The 17,319-nt window shown below is 62.3% G+C and carries 20 protein-coding genes; 11 read left to right on the top strand and 9 right to left on the bottom strand.

The annotated features are described in order from the left end of the window. The first annotated feature begins 111 nt into the window (after positions 1-111). Complete coding sequence (locus tag LJF34_RS03505; RefSeq protein ID WP_231183244.1) at positions 112-1,044, top strand: NAD-dependent epimerase/dehydratase family protein; 933 nt, start codon at positions 112-114, stop codon at positions 1,042-1,044. A 12-nt stretch (positions 1,045-1,056) separates the two neighbouring features. Here LJF34_RS03505 and LJF34_RS03500 read toward each other — a convergent pair whose 3' ends face one another. The 5 genes from LJF34_RS03500 to LJF34_RS03480 form a co-directional block, all read right to left on the bottom strand. Beyond that, positions 1,057-1,386: a BsuPI-related putative proteinase inhibitor gene (locus tag LJF34_RS03500; protein ID WP_231183242.1), complete on the bottom strand. Its 330-nt coding sequence runs from the start codon at positions 1,384-1,386 to the stop codon at positions 1,057-1,059. A gap of 52 nt (positions 1,387-1,438) precedes the next feature. Next, positions 1,439-2,590, bottom strand: coding sequence for a S8 family peptidase (locus tag LJF34_RS03495; protein WP_231183241.1), 1,152 nt, complete (start codon positions 2,588-2,590; stop codon positions 1,439-1,441). A 100-nt stretch (positions 2,591-2,690) separates the two neighbouring features. After that, a complete protein-coding gene (locus LJF34_RS03490; RefSeq protein WP_231183240.1) occupies positions 2,691-3,827 on the bottom strand; it encodes a S8 family peptidase in 1,137 nt (378 codons plus the stop codon). Between the two features lie 152 nt (positions 3,828-3,979). Beyond that, entirely contained in the window at positions 3,980-5,170 is a 1,191-nt protein-coding gene (locus tag LJF34_RS03485; RefSeq protein WP_231183239.1) for a S8 family peptidase, read from the bottom strand. Positions 5,171-5,465: 295 nt separating this feature from the next. After that, positions 5,466-5,693: a hypothetical protein gene (locus LJF34_RS03480; protein ID WP_231183238.1), complete on the bottom strand. Its 228-nt coding sequence runs from the start codon at positions 5,691-5,693 to the stop codon at positions 5,466-5,468. A gap of 160 nt (positions 5,694-5,853) precedes the next feature. Between LJF34_RS03480 and LJF34_RS03475 the strand changes: the two genes are divergently transcribed. From LJF34_RS03475 to LJF34_RS03465, 3 genes are all read left to right on the top strand, one after another. Continuing rightward, the gene (locus LJF34_RS03475) at positions 5,854-6,612 is read left to right on the top strand and encodes a DUF2797 domain-containing protein (RefSeq protein WP_231183237.1); all 759 of its coding nucleotides are present in this window, start codon (positions 5,854-5,856) and stop codon (positions 6,610-6,612) included. Positions 6,613-6,635: 23 nt separating this feature from the next. Then, complete coding sequence (locus tag LJF34_RS03470; protein ID WP_231183236.1) at positions 6,636-7,973, top strand: DEAD/DEAH box helicase family protein; 1,338 nt, start codon at positions 6,636-6,638, stop codon at positions 7,971-7,973. Positions 7,974-8,226: 253 nt separating this feature from the next. Beyond that, positions 8,227-8,748, top strand: a complete 522-nt coding sequence (locus LJF34_RS03465; RefSeq protein ID WP_231183235.1) for a hypothetical protein — start codon at positions 8,227-8,229, stop codon at positions 8,746-8,748. Positions 8,749-8,774: 26 nt separating this feature from the next. Here LJF34_RS03465 and LJF34_RS03460 read toward each other — a convergent pair whose 3' ends face one another. Then, positions 8,775-9,161, bottom strand: coding sequence for a hypothetical protein (locus LJF34_RS03460; protein ID WP_231183234.1), 387 nt, complete (start codon positions 9,159-9,161; stop codon positions 8,775-8,777). A gap of 78 nt (positions 9,162-9,239) precedes the next feature. On the opposite strand from LJF34_RS03460, the gene LJF34_RS03455 reads away from it, so the two are divergent. Further along, on the top strand, positions 9,240-10,751 hold the full coding sequence (locus LJF34_RS03455) for a DUF790 family protein (RefSeq protein WP_231183233.1): 1,512 nt from the start codon (positions 9,240-9,242) through the stop codon (positions 10,749-10,751). 14 nt (positions 10,752-10,765) lie between these two features. Here the strand turns inward: LJF34_RS03455 and LJF34_RS03450 are convergent, their stop codons facing one another. Beyond that, positions 10,766-11,296, bottom strand: coding sequence for a hypothetical protein (locus tag LJF34_RS03450; protein WP_231183232.1), 531 nt, complete (start codon positions 11,294-11,296; stop codon positions 10,766-10,768). Beyond that, positions 11,293-12,198 carry an RsmB/NOP family class I SAM-dependent RNA methyltransferase gene (locus tag LJF34_RS03445; protein WP_231183231.1) on the bottom strand — a complete coding sequence of 302 codons (906 nt, stop codon included), beginning with the start codon at positions 12,196-12,198 and terminating at the stop codon, positions 11,293-11,295. Before LJF34_RS03445 ends, LJF34_RS03450 begins: the two co-directional genes overlap by 4 nt. A 94-nt stretch (positions 12,199-12,292) precedes the next feature. Between LJF34_RS03445 and LJF34_RS03440 the strand changes: the two genes are divergently transcribed. Both LJF34_RS03440 and LJF34_RS03435 read left to right on the top strand, forming a co-directional pair. Next, entirely contained in the window at positions 12,293-13,039 is a 747-nt protein-coding gene (locus LJF34_RS03440; protein WP_231183230.1) for a proteasome assembly chaperone family protein, read from the top strand. A gap of 337 nt (positions 13,040-13,376) precedes the next feature. Continuing rightward, on the top strand, positions 13,377-13,553 hold the full coding sequence (locus LJF34_RS03435; protein ID WP_231183229.1) for a hypothetical protein: 177 nt from the start codon (positions 13,377-13,379) through the stop codon (positions 13,551-13,553). 99 nt (positions 13,554-13,652) lie between these two features. On the opposite strand, the gene LJF34_RS03430 is transcribed toward LJF34_RS03435, so the two are convergent. Next, positions 13,653-14,399, bottom strand: a complete 747-nt coding sequence (locus LJF34_RS03430; RefSeq protein ID WP_231183228.1) for a M23 family metallopeptidase — start codon at positions 14,397-14,399, stop codon at positions 13,653-13,655. A 181-nt stretch (positions 14,400-14,580) separates the two neighbouring features. Here LJF34_RS03430 and LJF34_RS03425 point away from each other — a divergent pair, with 181 nt between their 5' ends. Genes LJF34_RS03425 through LJF34_RS03410 form a run of 4 tightly spaced genes read left to right on the top strand, consistent with a single transcriptional unit; the run spans position 14,581 to position 17,302 of the window. Further along, complete coding sequence (locus tag LJF34_RS03425; RefSeq protein WP_231183227.1) at positions 14,581-14,730, top strand: hypothetical protein; 150 nt, start codon at positions 14,581-14,583, stop codon at positions 14,728-14,730. 44 nt (positions 14,731-14,774) lie between these two features. Then, positions 14,775-15,896 carry a pyridoxal phosphate-dependent aminotransferase gene (locus LJF34_RS03420; protein ID WP_231183226.1) on the top strand — a complete coding sequence of 374 codons (1,122 nt, stop codon included), beginning with the start codon at positions 14,775-14,777 and terminating at the stop codon, positions 15,894-15,896. Positions 15,897-15,955: 59 nt separating this feature from the next. Then, complete coding sequence (locus LJF34_RS03415; protein WP_231183225.1) at positions 15,956-16,807, top strand: UbiA family prenyltransferase; 852 nt, start codon at positions 15,956-15,958, stop codon at positions 16,805-16,807. Between the two features lie 60 nt (positions 16,808-16,867). Beyond that, positions 16,868-17,302 carry a RidA family protein gene (locus LJF34_RS03410; RefSeq protein ID WP_231183224.1) on the top strand — a complete coding sequence of 145 codons (435 nt, stop codon included), beginning with the start codon at positions 16,868-16,870 and terminating at the stop codon, positions 17,300-17,302. Positions 17,303-17,319 lie beyond the last annotated feature (17 nt).

Genomic DNA, 17,319 nt, shown 5'->3' with positions numbered 1-17,319 from the left:
TGGATATGGGTGAAAAATAAAGAAAGGTTTCACTAACCGCCTTTCGGTCGAATTTCGTTCTCCCTGAGGAGGACCGGAACACACTTGCCGGAAACCCGCACAGATTGGTGCATGCAACTCTCCGGTAAACGAGTTCTCGTAACCGGCGGTGCCGGTTTGGTCGGTTCCCACCTCGCTAAGCGTCTCTCCGAATCGAACGAGGTAACGGTTGTCGACGACCTCTCGAAGGGAAACCGAGAGCGTGTTCCCGACGGGGTCCGGTTCGTCCAAGCGGACATGACCGACGAGGGCGACGTAGCGGACGTCGTCACCGACGAACTCGACATGGTGTTTCACTTCGCGGCGTACACGGACACGAACTACTCGCGTCCGCGTCGACTGTTCGAGGAGAACGGCGAAATGACGTACAACATCCTCGAACGAATGCACGAGGTGGGCGTCACGAACTTCGCGTTCACGTCGTCCTCGACTGTGTACGGCGAGGCACCGATGCCGACACCCGAAGATTACGCGCCGCTCGAACCCATCAGCATCTACGGTGCGAGCAAACTCGCGGACGAGGGCATCATCTCGACCTACGCCCACTCCTATGACTTCGACGTGTGGATGTATCGATTCGCCAACATCGTCGGACCACACCAACGGGGCAACGTCATCCCCGATTTCATCGAGAAACTACTCGAAGACCCCGAGTCGTTGACCATCCTCGGCGACGGACGACAGGAAAAATCCTACTTACACGTGGATGAGTGTATCGACGCGATGTGCCACATCGTCGAGAACGCGGACGACGAGTTGAACACCTACAACCTCGGCACGCGGACGACCACCTCGGTCAACGTCATCGCCGACATCGTGGCCGACGTGATGGACCTCGACCCCGAGTACGAGTACACCGGCGGCGACCGCGGGTGGACCGGTGACGTCCCGAAGATGCGCCTCTCCATCGAAAAGCTGTCAGCGCTCGGGTGGAACCCTACCCAGAGCAGCGACGAAGCGGTTCGGGCAGCGGCCGAACAGTTGTACGACGAACTGGCGAACTGACTCGAAAAGCGATCAAACGCTGAAATCCGTTCTCGCTTCCACGTCCTCTTCCACGATTTCGAGCGTCGCGACGACGGTGTACTGGCCCGGACGCGGGTCCGGCCACGCTCCCTTGAATGTCTTACCCACGTCTGGGTCGAACGATTCGGACTGCAGCGCCTGCGTGTACATTCGCCCGTCGCTCGCGCGCCAGATTTCGGCATCGTCTTCGAGGACGGCGAAATCCGCCTTGAGTCCGCTCCTGAACGTCACGTTTCTCGAATCGGTATCCGGGTTTCGAACCGTCAGTTCGAACTCGACCGTGCCGTCCGTCGTCGCCGTCACGTCGCTTTCGAGCGTCATTGTTTTTCCTTCTCCGTCCTGTCTCGAAAAGGTTGTCCCCCGCCCGTGGCGATCAGTTGTCGGTGGAGTTGAGACCGAGCGCCGCGGCGACGTCGAGAAGACCCGACCCGCTCTCGTTGCTCGCCAGACCGATGTCCTCCGCCGTGTTCGTCAACTGACTACGGGCACCGGAGTTCGAGTACCCTTGTGCCATCAACTGTCCCGCGGCACCCGCGACGTGCGGACAGGCCATCGACGTCCCCGAGTGCGTGTCGTATGCCTCGTCGGGATAGGTGGAGTAGATGCTGCTGCCGGGCGCGGCGATTTCGACTTCCGGGCCGGTGCTCGAGAAGTACGAGAGGCCGTCGGAGCTGTTCGTCGACCCGACCGCCATGACTTCGGGGTAGGCCGCCGGGTAGCCCACGCAGTCGGTACACGGCCCCGAGTTACCCGCCGCGGCGACGACCAACACGCCGTTGTTCACGGCGTACTGGCACGCGTCTCGGAGCGTCGCCGAACCGGTCGACCCGCCGAGGCTCATGCTGGCGACGTCCCAGCCTTGGTCGGCGACGTACTCGACGCCCGCCGCGATGTCGGACATGGACCCCCCTCCCTGCGAGTTGAGGACTTTCACGGCGTGAAGCGTGATGTTCGGGCCGACGCCGACGACGCCCTGAGCGTTGTCGTTCGCCGCCGCGATACCGGCGCAGTGGGTGCCGTGGCCGTTGTCGTCGTCCCAGCCCTGTTGACACTCGCCGGACGAACACGAAACCGCATACGCACCCGCCCCGAGATAGTCCTGTAGGTCGGGATGATCGGAGTCGATACCGGTATCGATTATCGCCACGTCCGCCCCAGCGCCGAGGTAGCCGTTCGAATGTGCCACCTCGGCGTCCACGCGGTCGATTCCCCACGGGAGGTCTTCGGCGAGCGCGTGCATCGTCCCGTTCTCCTCCACGTAGCGGATGTTCGGGTTCTTTTCGAGCGCCGTCGCCGCACGCTTTCGGACGCGCATCGTCATCGCGTCGAACTCGAACTCCCGAATCACATCCTCGGCGGCGTCACGGGCCATCGCCCGGCCGCGCTCGCTGCTGAACCCCACGTTCACCTCCACTTTGTCCGTCGGTGCCGCCGAGGCCAGTCCCGAGACCGCGAGACCCGCCGTCGCTCCGCCGGTTGCCTTGAGTACGTTACGTCGTGACACGCCACTTTCGTTGAGTCGCATTGCTTGTGGAAAAATACCACAGCACACCTTAAATTTTTTTACTAGCATTAAATAATAATATGTCCCTATAGGGTGGATAAATCGTCGGCGTCCGTACTTCTCAGTTGTCGCTGGAATCGAGACCGAGCGCCGCAGCCGCGTCGACGAGGCCGTACCCCTGTTCGTCGACGGCCAAGCCGAGGTCTTCCGCGGTGTCTCGCAGCCGTTGGCGTCCGCTCGTGTTCGAATATCCCGCGGCCATCACCTGCGCTGCCGCGCCGGAAACGTGTGCGGTGGCCATCGACGTCCCGGAGAGCGTCTCGTACGTGTCGTCCCAGTACGTCGATTCGACTTCCACGCCGGGTGCGGCGAGTTCGATTTCGGGGCCCGTACTCGAAAAACTGGCAAGGCCGTCGTTTTCGTTCGTCGCACTGACCGCGATGACTTCAGACGCGGAGGCCGGATAGCCGACACAGCCGTCTTCTCCGCACGGCCCGGAACCGCCCGCTGCACCAACGAGGAGACAACCGTTGTTGTACGCGTATTGGACCGCGGCGTCGACCGTCGAGGAGCGAGACGACCCGCCGAGGCTCAGGTTGATGACGTCGCAACCTTGGTCGGCCGCCCACTCGATACCGGCCGCGATGTCGGAGTAGGACCCCGACCCGTAGCCGTTCAACACTTTCACGGCGTGAAGCGTCGCTTCGGGAGCGACGCCGACGACGCCTCGCGTGTCGTTCACCGCCCCGATGATGCCGGCGACGTGCGTACCGTGACCGTTGTCGTCGCTCCACGAACTGCCGACGACCGCCTTCCCGGTTCCGAGGTTCGCCTGCAGGTCGGGGTGGTCGGCGTCGATGCCGGTATCGACGACGGCCACGTCCGCGCCAGTGCCCGTGTCGCCGTGTTCTATCGCCACGTCGGCATCGATGCGGTCGATACCGTGGGGAACGTCCTGAAGGAGTGCGCGCATCCTTCCGTTCTCCTCGACGTATGCCACTCCGGCCGCGGATTCGAGCGCGGGAATCGCCGCCGCCGGTACGCGAATCGTCGCCGCGTCGATTCCCGAAAACTCCCGAACCACGTGGTTCGCCGATTCGAGAGCCATCCGCCGACCGACGTGGTTTTCGAATCCGACGTTCACTTCCCGGAGTTCGCCCGTTCCGGCGGCGACGCCGCTCGCACCGACCCCGACGATGGATGCGCCGGTCGTTTTCAACACGCTTCGTCGCGTCGTATTCCGCATTTCTTTCGCCATCACCATATATAGAAAATACCCCTGTATAATATTTTCTAGTTATATCTTAAAATTATATTGGTTCACGTCGGAACAAGATCGGGAGCATCTCTCCGTGTGGCGTTGAAAAAGGCGAATGTACCGTCGTCTGCACCTCGTTCGACGTCGATTTCTCAGTTGTCGCTGGAGTCGAGGCCGAGCGCCGCGGCGACGTCGAGGAGGCCGCTGCCCTGTTCGTTGCTCGGGAGGCCGAGGTCCTCGGCCGTATCGAGGAGTCGGCTCTCCGCGTCGCGGGCCGAGTAGCCCTGCGCGATGAGTTGACCGGCGGCACCGGCGACGTGCGGCGTCGCCATCGACGTGCCGGAGTAGGTGTCGTAGCCACCGGGAACGGTCGAATAGATGTCCGTACCGGGTGCGATGATGTTGACCTCGGGACCCTGACTGGAGAACGAGGACTGCTCGTCGTCGCTGTTCGAGGACGCGACCGTAACGGTCTCCTCGTACGCCGCCGGGTAGCCGACGCAGTCGGTACACTGGCCGTCGTTCCCCGCCGCCGCCACGAGGACGACGCCCGCGTCGTAGGCGTACTGAATCGCGTCGTGAAGCGCCTGCGAACCGGATGACCCGCCGAGGCTCATGCTGGCGACGTCCCAGCCTTGGTCGGCGACGTATTCGACGCCGGCCGCGATGTCGGAGAACGTTCCGCTGCCGGCGCAGTCGAGAACCTTTACCGCGTGGAGCGTCGCTTGCGTCGAGACGCCGACGACGCCCTGATCGTTGTCCACGCCGTTCGCGATACCGGCGCAGTGGGTGCCGTGGTTGTTGTCGTCGGACCACGAATCGTTGCAGGAGTTGTCGTTGCCGTAGAAGAGACAGTTCCCGGTGAACCCGCCGCTCCCGCAAGAGACGAACGATTTTCCTGCGCCGACGTTCGACTGCAGGTCCGGGTGGTCGTCGTCGATGCCCGTGTCGATGATGGCGATGTCGGCACCCGCACCCGTGTCACCGTTGTCGTGTGCGACGTCGGCATCCACGCGGTCGACGCCCCACGGCGTCGTCTGGGCGAGCGCTTCCATCGTCCCGTTCTCCTCCACGTAGCGGATGTTCGGGTTCTTTTCCAGTGCCGTCGCCGCACGCTTCGGAACGCGAATCGTCATCGCATCGATGGAGTTGAACTCGCGGACGACGTCGTCCGCACTGCTCCGAGTCATCGCACGACCACGTGCGCTGTTGAATCCGACGTTCACCTCCACTTTGTCCGTCGGTGCCGCCGAGGCCAGACCGGTGGCACTGGCCGTTGCCAGTGAACCGCCGGTTAGTTTGAGAATATTTCGTCGTGATACGCCATTGGCTTTCCTTGCCATACCGATTGTTAGATACCAATACTAGGTTAAAAAATTATCTATCCGGGCTTATATGAATAGTATTCAATCAGTAATTAATTTATTATGGGGAACAAAGAACAGAAATCTGTCACGAGGATGCTGTTCGTAAGCTGTGATGGCGCTTCCGGACTCACCCCACCGAACTATGCCGTCGTCATCCCTATCCGCTAATGTGTACTGTTATACGTAGTGTTAAAATATCTTTTTCACAATGAATGAAAATAGCGCGCGGGAACAGCTACACTCTCCGTGTAATTTTCACTATCCCGTCCCGTTACGCCCCGGAGCGCCCGTTCTTCTCGACGTACCGTATCCCCGGATGCCCGTCGAGTTCTTCCCTCCTCGCCTGTGGGATTCGAACCGTAACAACGTCAAGTGATGCGAACTCTCGAACGACGTCTACCGCGGCTTCCAACGCCGCTTTCTTCCCGTCTCCGCCGTCGTATCCGACGTTCACTTCGATAACGTCTTCCCCGCCGTCGTCCGTGTTATCGTTCGACACAGTGTTGAACAACGTTGGAATCGTAGTAAAGCTTTTCTCACACTTACATCGACTATTTAAAACGAAAATCGATACGCACATTTGACTGATCGAAATCCGAACACGCCGACCCGTCCCTCCGAACGACACGACTTTTACCCGGCAATACCCAACTATAGCCGTGCAAATCGTCGGGTACGAGACCGGTGCAGGAGCGGAGGAACGACCAGCGCTGCTGGTGGACGATGGCGCTTCCGTCTCGCGCGAGACGCTTCGACGCGGCGACGAACTCGAATACACGCTCGGCGACAGACACTGTGCGGGAACGTTCGACGGGTCGACGCACATCGCGTGCCCTCGTCCCGACGCACCGTACTGCGACGTCCACACCCATACGTGGGTGTGCGCCCGCTGTACCGGCACGTGTCTCAAGGACGAGATGGACTGCCACGAGGACCACGCCATCTACCTCGCGGCATTCGCGCCGCGGACGTTCAAGGTCGGCGTCACGCGCGACTGGCGACTTCACACCCGACTTCGGGAGCAGGGTGCCGACCGCGCCGCACACCTCAACACCGTGAAAAACGGCCGAATCGCCCGCGAACTGGAGGCGGAAATCGCGGAGACGTTCACCGACCGCGTTCGCGTCCCGACCAAGATTCGAACGCTCGACCAACCCGTGGACGACGCGGCGTGGCAGGACGCACTGTCCCGGTTCGACCCGCTCGATACCTTCGAGTTCGATTACGGATTCGAACTGGCGTCGGCACCCGTCCACGAAACCCTCGCCAGCGGAACCGTCCTCGGGACGCAAGGCCGCGTCCTCGTCCTCGAACGCGGCGGGACGACCTACGCCACCGACATGCGCGATCTCGTCGGCTACGAACTCGAACGCGGCGCGACCGACCGTAGCTTACAGGCCAGCCTCGGCACCTTTTAGGCCGGAGACTTCCCACTTTCGGTGTGGCAGACGTGACCCTCTCGTACGAGAACGGAACCCTCCGCGTCGAGAGCGAGCGCGACGTCCCGTTCGCCGAACCCGACCCACGCTCGAAGACCCTCCGTGCCCCCGCCTACCGCTACGCCGCCATCCGTGACTTCTGTGCCGAACGCGGGCTTTCGATGGCCGATAGCGTCCTCGACGTTCCGGACCTCCCCCCGCTTTACTCCGCGTACGAACTCCGGGAGTACCAGCGGGACGCGCTCGACGCGTGGGAAACCGCGGGGCGGCGCGGCGTCCTCGAACTCCCCACGGGGAGCGGAAAGACGGTCATCGGCGTGAAGGCCATCGAACGCTGTCAGGCGGCGACCCTCGTCGTCGTCCCGACCATCGACCTGCTCGAACAGTGGCGACGGGTCCTCGAAACCGAGTTCGACGTGCCCATCGGCCAACTCGGCGGCGGCGAGCAGACCGTCGAAGGGTTGACCGTCTCGACGTACGACTCCGCGTATCTCCGGGCCGACGACATCGGCGACCGGTTCGGTCTCGCGATTTTCGACGAGGTTCACCACCTCGGCGGCGAGGGCTACCGCGAAATCGCTCGACTCCTCGCGGCCCCCGCGAGGATGGGACTGACCGCGACGTTCGAGCGACCGGACGGTGCCCACGAGGTCGTGAGCGAACTCGTCGGGGAGAAGGTCTTCGACGTTCACGTGGACGAACTCGCGGGAACCCACCTCGCCCCCTACGACGTGAAGCGAATGACCGTCGAACTCACGCCCGAGGAGCGAGAACGATACGAGGAGGCCCAAGGCGTGTTCACGGACTATCTCGCCCGCTCTTCCATTCGGATGCGGAGCGGCAGCGATTATCAGGAACTCGTCAAACGTTCGGGAAGCGATCCGAAGGCCCGCGAAGCCCTGCTCGCGAAACAGCGCGCGCGTGACATCATGATGAACAGCGAGGGGAAAGTGACGCTCCTCGCGGACCTCCTCGACGCTCACCGTGACGACCGGATAATCGTCTTCACCGCGCACAACGACCTCGTCTACCGCCTCTCCGAACGGTTTCTCATCCCGGCCATCACCCACCGAACGTCGGCACCCGAGCGACGGGAGATTCTGGACCGGTTCCGCCGCGGCGAGTACTCCCGCGTCATCACCTCGAACGTCTTGGACGAAGGGGTAGACGTTCCCGACGCCAACGTCGCTATCGTCCTCTCCGGGAGCGGGAGCGAACGCGAGTTCACCCAGCGCCTCGGGCGAATCCTCCGGGCGAAAGACGACGGCGGACGCGCGCTCCTCTACGAGGTCGTCACCGAGGAGACGGCGGAAGTCCGCGTCGCAAATCGACGCCGGTAGCCTTCGACCGCTCGTCGGTTCGTTTCATCGTTCGCGAGACGCTGCTTTCTCACCGGTCTATCGATACCGTTTCTCCGGCATTCATGATAGTATACTCTATTTTCATACTATCTACTGTATCTATGTTTTTGATAGTATAGTGGTAGTACTCAATACACCCGTTCACCTTCACCCGAACGGGGACGCCCTACTTCCCTCTGACATGGCTCTTGGGGGCGGTCCCCATTTCGACCGTTCCGCTAGGAGGCCGACGATGACCGACCTATCCACCACTTCGACCGAGGAGTACGAGCTACTGACCGCGAAACAGAAAGAGCGACGGGGAAATACGGAGACGGCGACCGTACAGGACGTTCGTGTGACCCGAACGCAGATCAACCTCTCGCTCAGCTTCGACTGGACGGCCGACTCGACCCGACTCGTGTACGATTTGGACGACGGGCGGGACGTGCGCGAACTCGAAGCGTTGGCCGACGATCACGGCTTCGAGTTCGCACAGGTCGGCCACCTCGAAGGTCTTTCAGTCCCCGTTCGATACACGAGTCAGGGATGGGTTCCGACGACGTCCCTCGCGCACACCGAGGGAGAAGGCTCCACCTCGGAGACGTTCCGAACGGAACTCGACCTGTCCGGTCGGGAGACCGCTCGAACACCGGGTTCCCTCGGCCGGTTCGTCGCGTGGGTCAAATCCCTCTCCACGAAACAGCTCGTCATCGGCGTTATCATCGTGAAAAAACTGCTGATAGTCGCCGTCCTCGTCGCGATGGTGCTGTAGGACGTTTTCGTGGTTTCGTGCCGCCGTTACTGCAGGTCGATATCGATGGAAGTGCTATTCGCCTCGTCGTACTTCTTATATGTCACCGGAAGTGGTACTTTCACGTCCTTCGTTTTCTTTCCGGGTACGGACACCGTGGGTTCCGTTTCGTGAACCCCGTCGTCGATCGTTGCCGACACTTTGAGGTCCGCTGACTCCTCTTTGTCTCCCTCGTTTCGGATGGTGACGACGACGACGAGTTTGCCGTCGTTTCCCTCCGTGGGACGTATCTTGACACTTTTCAAATTACCTGCACGACTTCTGTCTCCGTCGTCAGAGTTCCCGCCGCGCCCACCGAGGATGGCGGCACAACCGCTCGTAGCCGCGAAAGTGGCAACGAGGCCGAACTGTTGGAGGGCATCGCGTCTTCGCATACTCCGTACCGATTCGAGCGGTCGGAATGAATCTTCTCATTCCGTCGGCTTTTGTACACTGCACGTGTAGTGTCAGGTGTGCTTACGAAAGACCTGCTCCGGGTGTCCCGCGCCGGAGGAGGGTACCATCCGCAGTTCGCCGACCGTTCCCAGCGACCGCTCGCGGCGCGCGTCCTCGGAACGTATCAGGGTCACGTCGGCGAACCGTTCGGACACCTTCAGTCCGCCCTCTCCGAACTCGAAACGGACGCGCCTGACTTCAAACTCGTCCGCGGGTTCGCCAAACTCCTCGACCGCGAAGCGACGTTCGAAACGGAGGCCGCCATCCCGCCGAACCGCGCACGAACTGCCGCCTTCGAGGCGGCCGAAGCGGTCGGCGTCGCCACCGAATCGGAACGGAAGACCGCCCTCCAGCGGGCAGCAGACTCCATCGGTTCGACGCCGGACGACGTCGCGGAGTCGCTGTACGCCGACCTCGAAGAGCGACAACCCCTCGTCTCCTTCGACTCTCGGTGGGACCCGGACGAACTCGTCTCCCAGTACAACCTGTCGCTCGCCCAAACGGCTCTGTTCGACGCGACGGAACTCCGCGTTCGGAGTTCCGACCCGCGGGCGCTCGTCTCGGCCGTCAAGCGACTTCGACTGATGTACGAAATCCACGAGACGGACGCCGGGCGTGAAGTCGTCGTCACCGGCCCGGACGCGCTGTTTCGATCGACGCGACGGTACGGGACGCGCTTTGCGAGACTGCTCCGAACCGTCATCAAAGCCGACGATTGGCGACTCGTCGCCACCATCGACGACCGCGGGACCGAACGCGAGTTGGTCCTCTCCGACGACGACCCGATTCGACCGCCGGGAACCGAACCCATCGCGGACGTGTCGTTCGACAGCGAGGTGGAGCGGTCGTTCGCGACCCGGTTCGAGGCCCTCGATTTGGACTGGGACCTCGTGCGCGAACCCGCACCCTTGGCGGCGGGCGCGCGAGTGATGATACCCGACTTCGCCTTCGACTATCGGCACGCCGACTTCCGGGTGTTCTTCGAAATCATGGGCTTCTGGACGCCCGAGTACGTCGAAAAGAAGCTCTCCCAACTTGACGCCGTCTCCGACGTACAACTGCTCGTCGCCGTCGACGAAAGCCTCGGCGTCGGCGAGGAGATAACCGCCCGCGACCACCGCGCGATTCCGTACTCCGGGTCGATTCGACTCAAGGACGTTCGGGACGCCCTTCGACGGTACGAGGAGGAACTCGTCGCGGAAAGCGTTGCAGCGCTGCCCGACGAACTCGTCCCGGACGCGGACGCGATTTCGGTGGCCGACCTCGCCGCCGCACACGGCGTGAGCGAGGACGCGCTGGAAGGTGTGTCCTTCCCCGCACATCGGCGAGTTGGGAGAACGGTGATTCGACCCGCTCTCCTCGACGTGCTCCGCGACGAAATCGAGGACGAAATGGCCTACTCGGCGGCGAAGTCAGCCCTCGAAGAACGCGGTATCGAGGACGACAGCGCCCTCCTCTCGGAACTGGGTTACGCCGTCGAGTGGGAGGGGTTGAGCGGCGGCGTGATTCGGACACGGGACGGAGAATAGAGAGTTCGGCCGTTTCAGAGATCCCGCTGTCGTCCCTGCGGCACGACCGATTGGAGTTCGCCGTGGAGGAACAGACCGACGCCGAGCGGTTCGACCCCTCCCGCGATTTCGTGTGCGGCGATGAGGTAGCCCCAATCGCCCTCCCACTCGATCTCTTGATCCTCTCCGCGGGCGAACCGCCGGGCCTGTTCGTCGTCGAGTTCGACGACGTTCTTCGTCGCGTGCCGACCGACACGCTGGGCCGCGTTCGTCGTCGGTTTCCAGTGTCGCTGTCGCGTGCGGAGGAACGTCATCCCGAGCGCCTCGATGTGGACGGGCGACTCCAAATCGCCGTCCAGTATCCAGATTTTACCTTTCCCCTTCTCCCAGAAGGACGCTCCTTCGAACGTCTCCGGTGGGATGCCGAACCGGTCTTCCCACCAGTCGAGCACTTTCCGTCTGCTCGCACGACCCGACACCTCGCGGTCGTCTTCGGTGTCCGGCAGGCGGTCGAACCGCTGGCCGTCGTTCGTCGCCAGTTCGTCCCCGTCGCCATCATCGTTCATCGACCCACCTCCAGTTTCGCACAGAAGAACCCGCCCGTGTCGTTGTGGTGTGGATAGAATCGCTTCGCTTTTCGAACGCTCCCGTCGAACTCGTCGCCCTTCCATTCGGTGAGTCCCGGTTCCGACTGTAGGCCGATGTCGTATTCGACCAGTCGGCAGTCCTCGCGGGAGAGAACGTAATCGAGGACCGCTTCATTCTCCTCCGGCGCGAACGTGCAGGTGGAGTACACCACGGTTCCACCCTCTCGCGTGGCCTGTACCGCACGGCGCAGGATCCCCTTCTGGACGCCGGCGACGCCCTCGATGTGGTCCAAGCCCCAATCGTCCAGCGCGGTCGGGTTCTTCCGAATCGTCCCCTCGCAGGAGCACGGCACGTCCACGAGCGCCGCGTCGAACGCCGAGAGGCCGAACGGTTTGAGCGAGAAGTTCCGGGCGTCCTGATTCGTCACCGCGGCGCAGGTGACGCCCAGACGTTCCGTGTTGAATCGGAGCGCCGAGAGGCGACCGAGGTTGCTGTCGTTCGCCGCGACGAGTCCCGTGTCGTCCATCAGCGCCGCGAGTTGGGTCGTCTTGCTCCCCGGAGCGGCACAGGCGTCCAACACGCGTTCGCCCGGTTCCGGATCGAGGACGAACGCCGGAATCGAGGAGACCTCCTCCTGTCCGTGCGTCCACCCGTGAAACGAGGGCCACGTGTTGCCGGGTTTTCCCTCGATTTCCAACACGTTCTCGTTCCACTCGCGCGGCGTCCACTCGACGGTCTCCTCGTCGAACGCCCGCGTCACCTGCTCTCGGGTCGCTTTGATGCGGTTCACCCTGACGACCGAGGGAAGCGGGCGCTCGCACGCCGCGAGAAACGCCTCGAAATCGTCGAGGATGGGTTCGTAACGCTCCAGTGCGTCCATTGCTCGGCTATGCGGGCGAGAGGTGTTTGTGGGTTTCGGAGCGCCGCCGCGGTTCGCCCTCGTTTTTAAGACGTATCCGTCCGAAAGCGATGGTATGACCGACATCGCCGTGGTCGCGGACGACATCGAACTCGACGCACCGACGCTGGTCGAAGGACTTCCCGGACTCGGATTGGTCGGCAAAATCGCCACCGACCACCTCATCGAGCGGTTCGACATGACCTACTACGGGGCGGTGGACTGCGAGGGCATCCCACAAATCGCGGTGTACGAGGACGGCGACCGCGATTTGCTTCCGCCGGTTCGGTTGTACGCCGACGAGGGGCGCGACCTGCTGGCGTTGCGAAGCGACGTTCCCATCTCGGCGGACGCCGCACCCCAGTTCGCGAACTGCGTCACCGCGTGGGTCGAATCGACCGACGCGACGCCGCTCTACCTCAGCGGCCTTCCTCACCAGAAACAGGCCGGGACGGTCCCCGAACTCTACGGCACCGCCACGGGCGACTTGGGACAACTGCTCGACGAGTCCGACATCGGCTCGCCCACGGAAACCGGGGCGGTCAGCGGCCCGACCGGCGCGCTCCTCCACCGCGCCAGCAGGAGCGGCGTCGGCGCAATCGGCCTCATCGTTCAGTCCGACCCGCAGTTTCCCGACCCCGCCGCGGCCAAAGTCCTCCTCGAAGACGGCATCAACCCCATCGCCGGTATCGACGTGAACACCGACGAACTGGTCGAGAGCGCCGAGGAAATCCGCGAGCAGAAAGAGCAGTTCGCCCAGCGGATGCAGGAAACCGAAGAAGCGGAGAGTTCGCAGGCAAAACCGCTCCGGATGTTCCAATGAACCTTTTACGACGGTCAGAAGTCAGCGGTCGCGTGCCGTAGCACGCGACCGCTGACAGCTTCCCTGTAAAAGGTTCATCAAAAGCCTCCTCCCTCGCTTCGACTCACGGCTCACTACCGTTCGCCGTTCGTTTTCCGAGGCGCTTCGCGCCTCGCTCCGCTCGGTCGTCGGCCCGGAAAATCTCCGATTTTCCGGGCGGATTGCTAGCGACTGGCGGTTGTGACGGTTGCTGATTTCCGACGGTCGTGTAAATTCGGTTTTGGGTGGTTGTGTCGCTGGCAGATATAACTGCAGAGTTATATTCCGTCGAAGATAACAAACAAAATACGCGATTCGAATGAGCAACGTAATCCTGCGGTTGTACGGTCACGCGGCCCTGTTTGCGGGCGTCGTGGGAGTCGGATTCGCGTTGATGGTGTTGACAATCAATCCGACCAAATTTGCGACGTGGGGCGCTGGATTGGTCTGTCTCCTGTTGGTTGTTCTCGGCGTCCGGACGATACAAGCGGCGTAGACACCGCTGGCGATTTTTCACTTCTTTCGTTTTCGGTATCGTCGTTGACGCCGGTTAATTCCGGGCAAAAATTCGTCGATGGTGGACCGGCGGAGTCGTTCAGATTCCGCCGTAATCCTTCGGAATCGCGGTTCCGGCGGTGACGTTCTCGCCGTCGGCACCGGGAATCGACGCGTGGCCGCTACCGGTCTCGATTTCGAAGTGGAGGTGCGGGCCGGTCGAGTTGCCGTCCTCGCCCATGCCGCCGATGTAGTCGCCCTGACTCACCGACTGGCCGTCCGAGACGGCGGTGCTGTTGAGGTGGCCGTACTCGGACTGGTAGCCGCCGCCGTGGTTGATGTAGATGTACGTTCCGTAGCCGCCGGGGTCCTCGGCGGTGTAGGCCGTCCCGCCATGGGCGGCGTAAATCGGTTCGCCGATGTTGCCGTTGGCCCCGATGTCCACACCGTAGTGGTAGCCGCCGTCGCGTGGGCCGTAGGGCGACGTGATGTACCCCGTAATCGGCCACACGAAGTCCGAACCGCCGCCGCCGGACGTGGATTGGAGGTACCGTTCGACCGACCAGCCCCAGACGTTCCGGTCGAGCCAGTGGACGCCCCACCACGTGTACCCACCCTTGTTCGTCGGACCGTTCATGATCTCCCCGACTTCGCCGTCGTTCACCGTGGCGACGATGGGTTGGTCGGTTCCTGGTTGTTCGCGCGTGTTCAGCGCCGTGGTCGCCGCGACCCGTTCGCCGTCGGTGAACGCGCTCGCCGACCCGCTCAGCGCCGCCGTTCCGGTGAGAACCGTCGCGGTGGTGCCGAGGGATTTCAGAACCGATCGCCGTCCGAATTTTCGTGACATAGCAATCCTAGTAATTCCGCACAGCAAATTAAATTTTACTAATTTCTATAAGAATAATATGGTGCTCTATTGAGTTCGTGCATTCGAGCTTTGGAACCGCTGTCACCGCCTCCGTCGCTCGGTTCGCCCGGTGTGAAATGCAACCACGACGCTTTTGGGTGCCAACCGTCTTTCCCCAACCATGAGCGACACGGATAACGTTGATTTGGACCAATTCTTCCGCGACGTGGACAAGGTGTACTCGGAGTACGACAACGGCTACATGGACGCCGACGCGGCGCTCTCGGTCATCGACGACCACCTCGAAGCGCTTCGGTCACAGGTCGAGTAATCGAAGCGAAGAATTATCCTCCCCCGTTGCGTGCTTTCGGGCGTATGACCGGCTTTTCGGACAGGGTCGAACACGTATCGATAAGCGGCATTCGGAAAGTGTTCGAAGCCGCAGGTGAGGACGCTATCAATCTCGGACTCGGGCAACCGGACTTCCCGACACCGGACCACGCTCGGGAGGCGGCGCTCGAAGCCATCGAATCGGGTGCGACGGACGCCTATACGTCGAACAAGGGGATTTCGCAACTCCGTGAGGCCATCAGCGCGAAGCACGACCGGGACAACGACCTCGTGGTCCCGCCGGAGAACATCATCGCCACGGCGGGCGGGAGCGAGGCCCTCCACATCGCCCTCGAAGCGCACGTCAACGCGGGCGAGGAGGTCATCTTTCCCGACCCCGGCTTCGTCGCCTACGACGCCCTGACGCACCTCGCGGGCGGGACGCCGAAACCCGTTCCCGTGCGGGAAGATTTGACCATCGACCCCGCGATCATCGAGGAGAACATCACCGATGACACCGCCGCCTTCGTCGTCAACAGCCCCGGGAACCCGACCGGCGCGGTGTCGAGCGAGGAGGACGTGCGCGAGTTCGCCCGTATCGCGGACGAACACGACGTGCTCTGCATCTCCGACGAGGTGTACGAACACATCGTCTTCGACGGTGAACACTACTCGCCGATGCAGTTCGCCGAGACGGACAACGTGGTCGTCGTCAACGCCTGCTCGAAGACGTACTCGATGACCGGATGGCGACTCGGCTGGGTCGCCGGTAGCGAGCGCAGAATCGAGCGCATGCTCCGCGTTCACCAGTACGTACAGGCCTGTGCGAGCGCGCCAGCGCAGTTCGCCGCGTTGGGTGCCCTCTCCGGCTCACAGGACCCGGTGGACGAGATGGTCGAATCGTTCGAAGAGCGCCGCGACGTGCTTCTCGACGGCCTCGCGGACATCGGACTCGAAACGCCGACGCCGCAGGGTGCGTTCTACGCCATGCCCAAGGTCCCCGAAGGGTTCGTGGACGAGGCCATCGAACGCGGCGTCGTCGTCGTCCCCGGTGAGGCCTTCGGCGAGCACGGCGCGGGCTACGCTCGTATCTCCTACGCGACGAACGTGGAGGAACTCGAAGCGGCGCTCGAAATCATGGGCGAGGCGGCCGACGCGGTTCGCTGAATTTTTCCGATTTTTCGCGGCCTGAGACTTTATCATTGGCGACGTTGTGGGTCGATTCGATGCCCATCTCACGCCGCGGTTCCGGCGTGGTCCCCGCAGCACGCGCAGTCATATCGCAGGTACATCCGGTGTTCATGCTCCCTCCCGTCGCCGCCTCGTGGTTCGGGAGCATGTTGTCCGGACGCTTCTCGCTCGTGACGGGGCTACTCCATATGGTCGCCATCTTCGCCGCCGTATACACGGCCCACGTCAAGGACGGGTACGTCGATTTCTATCTCCGAGGTGAGGACGACGACCATCCGCTCACCGAACGCGGATGTAAACTCCTGCTCGTCGCCGCTGCCGTACTCTTCGCGGCCTGCCTCGCGGGACTGTGGCTCACCGTCGGTATCGGCGCGGTCCTCATCACGCTCCCGACGTGGTTCATCGGCTACCTGCACGCACCGCAACTCGATACGAACCCCGTCAGCACAACCACTGGCTATCCGCTCGGTATCGCGCTCTCCATCCTCGGCGGTTACTACGTCCAGACGGGAACCCTCTCGCTCGTCTCGCTCGCGTTCGCGTTCGTCTTCCTCGTCCTCCTCTCGGGTGTGAAAGTCATCGACGACGCACAGGACTACGACTACGACCGTTCCATCTCGAAGCGGACCGTCGCCGTCGCGCTCGGGCAATCCCGCGCCCGAACGACTGCCTATGGACTCATTCTGACCGCGCTCCTCTGCGTCCTCGGATTTTCGGTGGCGCAGGTGTTTCCGCCGAGTTCCGTCGTCGCGGTTCTGGCGTTCGGCGTCGTCGCCGTCATCGCGTACCGAAGCGGGCCGGAACTCGCCACCATGTTGCTCATTCGCGGGTCCTACGTCTTCCTCGCGCTGTTGCTGACGGCGGTGTGGTTCCGGCCGCTTTCGTGAATGTGGCGACAAATTTGTCAGATGAAAATATACTTGTCCGTGGTCTGTGTGGCGAATTTCATGGAGAAAACCGTCATCGAACCCGGATTCGGCGACCTCGACTCTGAAATCGTGGATCATGCCGTCTTCTCGTGGGGTGTCGTCACCGAACATTCGAACCACCGTCGGGTCTGCCTGTCCGGCGGCGGGTGGCCCGAGGGTGACGTACAGGAGCAAACGCGGGAAATTCTCGGATACGTCGAGGAAACGCTCGTAGACCTCGGTGGGTCGATGGACGATATCGTGATGACTCGATTTTACGTCCGGTCGAACATCTTGTCGCGAGAGACTCAGGCTCGGATCCACGAAGTGCGAGCCGACTTCTTCGACTATCCGGAATACCCTGCAAGTACGATGCTTGGCGTCGCGGACCTCCTCGGCGACGATATGCTCGTAGAAATCGAAGCCGAAGCCGAGATTCCGGACGACGAGTGGAGCGCCGAAGTCGTTGATTGATAGGACAGGTGGTTGAA

It is taken from the genome of Haladaptatus sp. DYF46 (assembly GCF_021083305.1).
Taxonomy (GTDB): Archaea; Halobacteriota; Halobacteria; order Halobacteriales; family Haladaptataceae; genus Haladaptatus.
The sequence above is the reverse complement of the archived record's forward strand: the minus strand, read 5'-3'. Positions and strand labels throughout refer to the sequence as shown.

Excerpts from the sequence above, each read along its gene's own strand:
- LJF34_RS03505 (WP_231183244.1), top strand. The coding sequence starts at position 112 with ATGCAACTCTCCGGTAAACGAGTTCTCGTAACCGGCGGTGCCGGTTTG.
- LJF34_RS03500 (WP_231183242.1), bottom strand. The coding sequence starts at position 1,386 with ATGACGCTCGAAAGCGACGTGACGGCGACGACGGACGGCACGGTCGAG.
- LJF34_RS03495 (WP_231183241.1), bottom strand. The coding sequence starts at position 2,590 with ATGCGACTCAACGAAAGTGGCGTGTCACGACGTAACGTACTCAAGGCA.
- LJF34_RS03490 (WP_231183240.1), bottom strand. The coding sequence starts at position 3,827 with ATGGCGAAAGAAATGCGGAATACGACGCGACGAAGCGTGTTGAAAACG.
- LJF34_RS03485 (WP_231183239.1), bottom strand. The coding sequence starts at position 5,170 with ATGGCAAGGAAAGCCAATGGCGTATCACGACGAAATATTCTCAAACTA.
- LJF34_RS03465 (WP_231183235.1), top strand. The coding sequence starts at position 8,227 with ATGACCGACCTATCCACCACTTCGACCGAGGAGTACGAGCTACTGACC.
- LJF34_RS03460 (WP_231183234.1), bottom strand. The coding sequence starts at position 9,161 with ATGCGAAGACGCGATGCCCTCCAACAGTTCGGCCTCGTTGCCACTTTC.
- LJF34_RS03450 (WP_231183232.1), bottom strand. The coding sequence starts at position 11,296 with ATGAACGATGATGGCGACGGGGACGAACTGGCGACGAACGACGGCCAG.
- LJF34_RS03445 (WP_231183231.1), bottom strand. The coding sequence starts at position 12,198 with ATGGACGCACTGGAGCGTTACGAACCCATCCTCGACGATTTCGAGGCG.
- LJF34_RS03440 (WP_231183230.1), top strand. The coding sequence starts at position 12,293 with ATGACCGACATCGCCGTGGTCGCGGACGACATCGAACTCGACGCACCG.
- LJF34_RS03435 (WP_231183229.1), top strand. The coding sequence starts at position 13,377 with ATGAGCAACGTAATCCTGCGGTTGTACGGTCACGCGGCCCTGTTTGCG.
- LJF34_RS03430 (WP_231183228.1), bottom strand. The coding sequence starts at position 14,399 with ATGTCACGAAAATTCGGACGGCGATCGGTTCTGAAATCCCTCGGCACC.
- LJF34_RS03425 (WP_231183227.1), top strand. The coding sequence starts at position 14,581 with ATGAGCGACACGGATAACGTTGATTTGGACCAATTCTTCCGCGACGTG.
- LJF34_RS03420 (WP_231183226.1), top strand. The coding sequence starts at position 14,775 with ATGACCGGCTTTTCGGACAGGGTCGAACACGTATCGATAAGCGGCATT.
- LJF34_RS03415 (WP_231183225.1), top strand. The coding sequence starts at position 15,956 with ATGCCCATCTCACGCCGCGGTTCCGGCGTGGTCCCCGCAGCACGCGCA.
- LJF34_RS03410 (WP_231183224.1), top strand. The coding sequence starts at position 16,868 with ATGGAGAAAACCGTCATCGAACCCGGATTCGGCGACCTCGACTCTGAA.